The following is a 7690-nucleotide window of genomic DNA, read 5'->3' on the forward strand; positions in this document are numbered from 1 at the left end:
GCCGCATAAGCAGGAGAAGTGAACGTGGCAGAGCCTAACGAAGCTGGGACGTCTCCGAGTGCAGCGCCAGTCAGCGAAAATGCTGGGACGGGCGTGAGCGCGGGGAACGGCAGCGAATCAGCGGCCAAGCCCATTGACGCGGGTTTGCAGGAAGCGTGGAGACTGAAAACGGAAGTCGAGCGGGTCAACAAGCTGGAGCAGGAGAACCGCGAGCGCGCAGAGCGTATTTCGCGGCTTGAAGCCCAGCTTTACCAGACGCAGGCACCTGTCAACCCGATGGCGCAGACCATCGCTCAGTTGCAGGAGGAGGCGTCTTGGAACCCGAGTGCGGCGGCCAGCCTTCAGGTTCTCACGATTGCAGCGGCCCAACAGGCCGAGAACGGCCTTCTGAACGAGGCTGTGCGTAGCGACGTTCCGAAGAAGTACTGGGATGGCGCGATGCAGCTTGTCAGGCAGTCCGGCTACCGGATGAGCTTTGGGCAGGCGGCACAGTTGGCGCAGGGGGTTGAGGCTCCGGTCCTGCACGAACAGTTGAGCGCGAAGGACGAGGAGATTCGCAGGCTCCGCGAAGCGTTGGATGGCAAGACCGTTGGAAGCAACGGTGCGGCTCGGCCGGTCAGTCTGGCTACCAGTCCCGCCCCTGTGGGCGATTCGGGACCGGTGGAGATGGACCCCGACGAGTACGCGGCCATCATGCGCCGTGGGGGTGCGGATGCACTCGCCCTACGCGACAGAGGCGTGAAGTTCCGGCGTTGAGCCGGGAACGCGCCTGACAAGGGGATTCTCAGAACATGGCGAACTTCGTCAACTCATTCAGCAACGCGGCGATTCTCAAGACCACCTACGACTCCGAGTTCGGGCTGGACCCGTCGGAGGAAGGCGTCATCACTCCGTTCGTGTCGAAGCCTGTCGGCTCGACGGCCATCGGCAACGTCCTGACGCTCCGCAAGGTTGCCGCTCACTCGGCGTCCAAGTGGGCGACGGTCGGCAACGGCACCACGGGCGGTCTGTCCACGGCGCTGACCGGCACGGGCAACACCGAAGCGGCTGTCACGACCACGCTGGCTTACGCCTACGTGATGTGTGAGATCGACGAGCCGGGTCTGACCCGTCTGGTGGACGAGCAACTTCCGCACCGCGCTTCGCAAGCAGATGGCGGCTGCGGTCAACGCCCAGATCGACCAGGGACATCTTCGCTCTGGCGTCGAGCCTGTCGCTGTCGGAGTCGAACGCGGACATCAGCGAGACGCAGTATCTGGCTGCCTACGGCAAGCTGGTGAAGGCTGCGAAGAACAAGGTCAAGGTGGGCCAGACGGACGTTCGCCTGTTCCTGCACCCTGACGAGATCAAGAACTTCATGGCGATGGGCGCTGCCCGCGAGTACCAGATTCGCGGCGCGGCTGGTTCGGCTGGAAACGGTCAGCTTGTGACCACCTACGGCATCAAGGTCGAGGAGTCCGGCAACATCGTCGCGCAGGGTGGCAACTACCACCAGCCGATGATCCTCAAGGACGCCTTCGCCATCGGCTACAACCGCACGCCGTCTGCGCTGCCTGAGCAGCAGGACGGTATCGTCACCCGCCTCATCTTCCGTGCTGAGTACGGCGTCTGCGAGTGGTTCGACTCGTCTGGCGTGGACGTCATCACCACGGTGTAAGGCGGGACACAGTGGTGGGGGGAGGCTCACGCCCTCCCCACCCACTACACGAGAGGTATCTGTGAGCTTCATCGAAGAAACTGGCATTCCGGTTTCCCCCATCAACCAGCGCCCCATCCCCATCGGCACGATTGCCGAAGCGGAGGAGATGAACCTGTCTCCGGCGGTGTTCTCGACGTGCGCGAGGCCGAATGCGGCGACTGGCGTGCTGGGCTGTGCGTGGTTCGACAAGTGCCGCGTGTCGGCCAAGGGCAAGGACGGCCCCAAGAACTACGGGTGCCACTACTTCAAGGGCAAGGCGCAGGGCGGTGCGCGCACGACGAACGTGTACGACTGCATGTGGATTGCCAGCCACATCCACGACATCGAGCGCAACGGCGGTGCCTTGCGGGTTGTGGCAGAGGAAGGCGAGACGATTGAGCGTGTGACGGGCGTGTCCATCAACAACGCGACGGGGCAGGTGGAGACGAACCCCTACGCGGTGGGGACGCACCGTGACGACATGCGGATCACCGAGGTGGTGAAGCCGTTTCCTCGGCCGAAGGACAACCCGGAACTGATTCAGGCGGTGTTGAGCGCGGAAGTGGTCGCCCAGGAAATGGAGCGTAGGTCTGATGAGTCACTCGCCGTCGCAACCGGGAACTTCCATGCCATCGCTCCCGTCGATAAGCGTGAAGGGCGCAAGCCTCGTAAGTGACTACCAGCGGCAGGTAGAGGCGGCTCCGCAGGCGGCTGACTTTGCGAAGGAAGCCAAGGCGACGGTCAGGACGAATCCTGACGGTTCTTGGGTCGCCACGGTGAAGGGTGATGCGAACATCAAGCGGGCCATCGAAATGCGTGATGGCTCGCGCAAGGTTGAGGTGGAACGCGGGCAGAAACTCGCGGCGAGCAGGCCGACGGAGAAGCTGGTGACGCAGGGGGGGCGCGAGGTTGCGTTCCCCGCCCACCTGTCGGAGCGGATTGCGAAGAAGCGGGGCTGGAAGCCGAAGATCAACTGGGGCAGGCCGACTGAGCGGTACGTGGTTCGGGACGGCGAACTGGTGAGGGTCCGATAAGTGGCACAGCCGACTGCTGCTGACGTGATTGCGCTGGCCCGAGTGTGGGCGCAGGACACGGCGACGACTGCCCCTGCGGTGAGTGACGCCGAGGCGGTTTCGTTGCTCGCGGACGTGTTGCTGCGCTTTGAGGGCGACAACGCGATCAAGACGCAGCTTCTGGCGGCTTCCACCAGCGGCCTGACGTTCGCGGCTGGGGACACGGTCAAGACGACCTCGGTGGACGTGGGGGAGTTGGTGGCCGCCCACCCGTCCGACACGACGCCGTAAACACGCTCCAGACGCCCGCCCTTGCCCTGTGGACGGTCCGCGAGATGCTGGACCGCTACGAGGACACGGGCGGCGGGACGAGCGCCACACGGGCCTCTGAGTTCGAGGCGTGGGCGTGGGAGAAGGTGCCGAGGGGACGGAGTCGGAGAAGGCGCGGGTGTACGTGTACCCGCCCTTGAACCGGACGCGCAGCCTGACGGTTCGGAACGCGGCTTACAACCTTGTGACGGCGACTTCTACGACGGTGGACCTGAACCCGCGCGACCTGCGGCTGGTGGCTCGGTTCCTTGCGTGGGAGATGGCGCGGCTGCACACGCGGGACGAGGGGTTCCTGAACCAGATTCTCGCGCCGATCCCGAAGAAGATTCTGGAGGCGCAGTTTGAGTCGGCCCGCAAGGGGGGGTTCAACGTGAACTCGGTCCAGCAGACGGGCTACCTGAATGGCTGAGGTCCTGACCTTCGGCCCGTTCACGCGGTCTGTGTCGTCCGTGGAGGCGCACCTTGCCCCTGCGGAGTGCATCGCTGCGGGGTCGCAGAACTACCTCGTGGACCCTGTGGCGGGCGGGGCGTTCAAGCGGTCGGGTGTGACGAACGCGACGGGCGACACGATCAACGGGACGACTGGCAGGTGCCTGAACGGCATCCTGGAGTCGGCTCCCGAGTACGTTCCGTGCCGTCTGCGGTCTTTCAAGTCGGACGCCTTGGCGGATGGTGCATCGGGCGGGTACCCAACGCCATCGGTGCTATACCGGCGCGAGGCGTCCGCAACTACGTGGCCTGCGGTGGACGACGGCGTGTTTGGTACGGACTACGTTCGGCGCGCGAGCGCGAACTACGTGCTGCTGTCGGAGTTTGGGAGCAACTGCTATCCGACGGGTGGCGGGCTGTTCCTTGGTGGGGCTACCGCCCCGAAGTACAAGGTTGCGCCGTTCTGGTATGAGAGCGGAGATGGCGGCTACTCGCGAGGTGCGACGGAGTTCACGCGCCGATTCGTGGCGAGCGGTTCGTGGGACACGATGGACGCTGGGCGGTGGCGCTACTACCCCAACCTGCGCGGAACACCGCTGCGGTGGGATGGCGGGTGCAACGACAGCAGTTCCAGCATCAGCAACGACATTCGCGTGATCCCGACGGGGCCGATGCCTCCGGCGTGGATGCCGACCGTGACGGCGGGGTCCAGCACTGGCACGCGGACGTCGGCCTATCCGTGGACGGCTGGCGATGCCTTCTACTACTCGCTGATCTACCAGTTTGAGGACGGCAGCTATAGTGCCCCGGTGATCCCACGCGTCCCGAATGGGACGCTTGCTGGCGGGTACGGCTGGTTCGTGCTGGGGACGCCGGGGGCGACGACCTACTACCAGACCATCGAGTGGTCGAACATCCCCATCGGGCCTGCGGGAACGGTGGCGCGCGTGCTGCTGCGGTCGCGCAAGATGGCGATGACGGCCGCTACCAGCCTCGTGACGGTGGACATCTCGGACCTGCGCGTGTGCGGCGTCTTGAAGAACAACACGCAGAAAACGTTCAGAGACTCGCTGGCGGACGACGACGGCCTGCTGCTGAACGAGGACGTGGTGCGGTTCGACACCATCGTGCCTCCGCGCGCCCGCTACATCGGCACGGGAGACAACCGCTGCATCGTGGGCTACACGCTGCCGAACCAGCTTGCCATCCAGTTGGCCGCGGCGGGTCGGCGCGGACTACGGCAGAACATGGATGACGACAGCGCGACATGCCTGGCGCGACCTCTGCCATCTACCGCATCACGGCGACTGGTTTGGAGCTGTCTCTGGCAAACGGCGGGACGGTTGCCGCTGCCCTGACGGTGGACTGGGCGACCTATCCTACGTTGCAGGATGTGGTGGACAAGATCAACAGCACGACGGTGATAGCGACTGTGTACGGCCAGTGGCGGGCACAGTTGGCTCCCGGCGTGGACCCGTCCGCCAAGAGCGAGAACCTCGCCCGCACGACTATCACGAGCGTGAGCAGCACGAGCGCGGCATCTAACGACGCTCATCGTGGACGACGCGACGTACGACGCGGTCCCCATCGGGGCTACATCTACGACTCCAAAGCCAAAGTGAACGGCCTGTACGTCACGGCCAAGCTCGGCGGGGTGTCGGGGTCCAAGACGCTCCAGTTGAGCGCGGCGGGTAGCGGGGCAGGTTGCGATGCGGCGCTGGTGTTCTACGCGGATTGCGGTGACACGGCGTGCTCGACTGCGGTTGCGTCCAGCAAGGGCTGGATTCGCGCCTTTGCTTCCAGCCTGCCTGCCTACGTGTATTTCAAGCGCAGCGCGCTGGTGGGCTACGACAAGCCTGCCAAGGACCGCCTGTACTTCACGTCCAGCAGTCCGGGCGCGGCGAGCACGGGCGTCTCGCTGGCGGCGAACCTGTGGGTGGCGAGCAACCGCCGCGACGGCGTGAACAACCCGGGCCAGGTGATGGGGATTGTGGACATTCAGGGTGCGGCGGTGATTGCGTACCGCAAGCGCATCGCCCTGTTCATCAACGAGCGTGGCAGCAACACGGCAGAGGACTTCGACTGCCGCGTGCAGACGATCAACGACTCGCGCGGGTGCATCTCCCCGTGGAGCGTGGTGAGCGTGAACGGCTGCGCGGTGTACGCGACGAACGTGGGTCTGGTGGCGACGGACAAGAGCAAGCGGGAGATCGGGCTGACGGCAGACCTCTACCAGCCGATTCGCGGCAAGGGGAACATGAGTTACGAGTTCCCGAAGTGCGTAGCGGCTGCTGCGTCGGACTCGCCGGACTGCTGGATGGCGGGGGCGTCGTGGGGGAACCGGCTGGTGTACTCGTACCGGTACTCGGCGAGTATCTACGGGTTCAGCGTGTACGACTTCTCTCGTGGGACGGACGCCTTGGGGCTGGAGTCGTTGGCGAACCCCGACTCTCGGCAGCCCTACGGGTGGTCGAGCCTGTGCAGGCTCCAGAACGGCGTGACGGCGATGGGGCCGAGGGCGATTGGGGCGGTGAGCGCGAGCGACGGCCTGCGGCTCTACGGGGCGATGAACGACAACAACGGGACGGCGGACGGCCGCGTGGACCAGATGTTCACCGGGGCCGACGGACAACGGCTTCGCGATCTCGGCCTCGCTGTTGAGCAAGGTGGTGGTGGAGGCAGAACACGCGCCTCTCCGCGCAGAACATGACGGTGCTGAGCAAGACCGTGAACGCTCGACGGCGGTGACGGTGACGCGCGGGCGAGCGGCAGCACCCCGAGCTACACGCTGGAACGCGAGCGGGTTTGGACTACATGCGGAAGAGATCGAGTTGACGCAGGCGGCGCAGTCCTGCGGAGATGTGCTCGCTCCAGGTGAGCGACAACGATGTGACCGTCGGCGGCCTTCTGTGGCGCATTGACGTGGACGTGGAAGTTCTACCGACGGTTTGAAGCAGTCGCGACATGGGGGGGGGGTAGGAAGGCTCTATGGCTGACTCGTTTGACACGGAAGATGACGCCTACATGGCTGCGATCAAGGGAGCGCGTGGCGGTCGGACGAGCGGCGGCACGGGCACGGGTCCGGGCGGCGGCTTCGGCGGCGCGTTCGGCGGCGGCGGCTCCGGCTTCTTCGGCGGGGGTGCTGGCGGGTTTGGTGGGGACATGATGCAGCCGAAGCGGAAACTGATGGCGCAGGGGGCGAACGGGTCTATCCCGCTCTCCTACACGCCGACGAAGGACACGGTGCCTGCGATGCTGTCTCCGGGGGAGTACGTGATGAACAACCGGGCGATGCAGCTTCCGGGGGCGAACAACCTGATGTCCGCGATGAACGCGATTGGCAACGGCGGGTACAGCGAGGGCGGGATGGTCTTGGACCCGCAGACGCTTATCAAAATCCTGACCATGCTGGCCGAGTTCGCGGGCGGTGGCGAGCACATGGGCGGCGAGGACTCCGGCGAGGGGGCGTGCCCGACGTGTGGGCAGGAGCACGGGCAGGAAGGCATGCCCGGGATGGCCTGCGGCGGGAAGGTCCAGCACTACGCCTTCGGTGGTCAGGTGCAGGGCCAGCAGAGCGGATTCCGCCAGCAGGGCCTAGGAGCGCCAAGGATGCCACAGCAGGGCTTCCGAGGCTCCAGCATGGGCCAGAAGCCTCGGATGGGCGGCGGCGGCTTCTACGGGAAGCCTAGGCCGTCTGCCACGCCGACGCCTCCGGCGCAGCCGATGCAGCCGGGAACGGGTAACGTGACGCCGCAGATGAGTGTTCCGGGGCAGACGCAGTTCGGGCCGGGCTTCGGCGGCTCGGGAGACACGACGGGCGGGAACGCTTTCCAGCAGAGTCTCTACGATCTGCTGAACCAGTATGGGGCGACGGGGATGTTCAGCCCCGAGGGCAACCAGCGGATGATGCAGGCGGTGCAGTCGGAGGCGACCTCCAACGCGGACGCGATGCGGGCGCGGCAGCAGAACCAGATGGCGTTGGGCGGGATGGACGCGGGGCAGGCGGGTTCCTACGCGATGCAGCAGCAGTTGCGCGGGCAGGGGGACATCGCCAATGCGCTGAACTCGGCGCAGTTGGGGCAGTTGCAGGCGCAGGACAAGTTCGGGCGCGACCTGTTCGGCCAGGTGTCGGGATTCAACACGGACGCTTGGAAGGCGTGGAACGACTACGTGCATCAGCAGCGGCTGGGGGGTTAGCCGTGGCCTACGAGGGAAACAGGTACGCGGGGCTGAACCGTGG

General features: G+C 65.6%; 10 protein-coding genes. All 10 read left to right on the plus strand.

Annotation, left to right across the window (positions count from 1 at the left end; genetic code table 11):
* The first annotated feature begins 93 nt into the window (after positions 1-93).
* Positions 94-756, plus strand: coding sequence for a hypothetical protein (locus IPM06_20145; protein MBK8772719.1), 663 nt, complete (start codon positions 94-96; stop codon positions 754-756).
* Between the two features lie 35 nt (positions 757-791).
* Entirely contained in the window at positions 792-1280 is a 489-nt protein-coding gene (locus IPM06_20150) for a hypothetical protein (protein ID MBK8772720.1), read from the plus strand.
* Positions 1277-1657 (plus strand): hypothetical protein, encoded by a 381-nt coding sequence (locus IPM06_20155; GenBank protein MBK8772721.1) that lies wholly within the window; start codon positions 1277-1279, stop codon positions 1655-1657. Before IPM06_20150 ends, IPM06_20155 begins: the two co-directional genes overlap by 4 nt.
* Positions 1658-1718: 61 nt before the next feature.
* Complete coding sequence (locus IPM06_20160) at positions 1719-2354, plus strand: hypothetical protein (protein MBK8772722.1); 636 nt, start codon at positions 1719-1721, stop codon at positions 2352-2354.
* Entirely contained in the window at positions 2305-2712 is a 408-nt protein-coding gene (locus tag IPM06_20165) for a hypothetical protein (protein ID MBK8772723.1), read from the plus strand. The genes IPM06_20160 and IPM06_20165 overlap by 50 nt, the downstream gene beginning before the upstream one ends.
* Positions 2713-2982 (plus strand): hypothetical protein, encoded by a 270-nt coding sequence (locus IPM06_20170; GenBank protein MBK8772724.1) that lies wholly within the window; start codon positions 2713-2715, stop codon positions 2980-2982.
* Between the two features lie 109 nt (positions 2983-3091).
* Entirely contained in the window at positions 3092-3430 is a 339-nt protein-coding gene (locus IPM06_20175; protein MBK8772725.1) for a hypothetical protein, read from the plus strand.
* Complete coding sequence (locus tag IPM06_20180) at positions 3423-4808, plus strand: hypothetical protein (protein MBK8772726.1); 1386 nt, start codon at positions 3423-3425, stop codon at positions 4806-4808. The genes IPM06_20175 and IPM06_20180 overlap by 8 nt, the downstream gene beginning before the upstream one ends.
* On the plus strand, positions 4718-6160 hold the full coding sequence (locus tag IPM06_20185) for a hypothetical protein (protein ID MBK8772727.1): 1443 nt from the start codon (positions 4718-4720) through the stop codon (positions 6158-6160). Before IPM06_20180 ends, IPM06_20185 begins: the two co-directional genes overlap by 91 nt.
* 278 nt (positions 6161-6438) lie before the next feature.
* Positions 6439-7647 carry a hypothetical protein gene (locus IPM06_20190; protein MBK8772728.1) on the plus strand — a complete coding sequence of 403 codons (1209 nt, stop codon included), beginning with the start codon at positions 6439-6441 and terminating at the stop codon, positions 7645-7647.
* The last annotated feature ends 43 nt before the right edge of the window (positions 7648-7690 follow it).

The sequence above is a fragment of the Hyphomicrobiales bacterium genome, from assembly GCA_016710435.1.
Taxonomy (GTDB): Bacteria; Pseudomonadota; Alphaproteobacteria; order Rhizobiales; family Aestuariivirgaceae; genus Aestuariivirga.

Excerpts from the sequence above, each read along its gene's own strand:
- IPM06_20150 (MBK8772720.1), top strand. The coding sequence starts at position 792 with ATGGCGAACTTCGTCAACTCATTCAGCAACGCGGCGATTCTCAAGACC.
- IPM06_20165 (MBK8772723.1), top strand. The coding sequence starts at position 2,305 with ATGCCATCGCTCCCGTCGATAAGCGTGAAGGGCGCAAGCCTCGTAAGT.
- IPM06_20180 (MBK8772726.1), top strand. The coding sequence starts at position 3,423 with ATGGCTGAGGTCCTGACCTTCGGCCCGTTCACGCGGTCTGTGTCGTCC.
- IPM06_20185 (MBK8772727.1), top strand. The coding sequence starts at position 4,718 with ATGCCTGGCGCGACCTCTGCCATCTACCGCATCACGGCGACTGGTTTG.
- IPM06_20190 (MBK8772728.1), top strand. The coding sequence starts at position 6,439 with ATGGCTGACTCGTTTGACACGGAAGATGACGCCTACATGGCTGCGATC.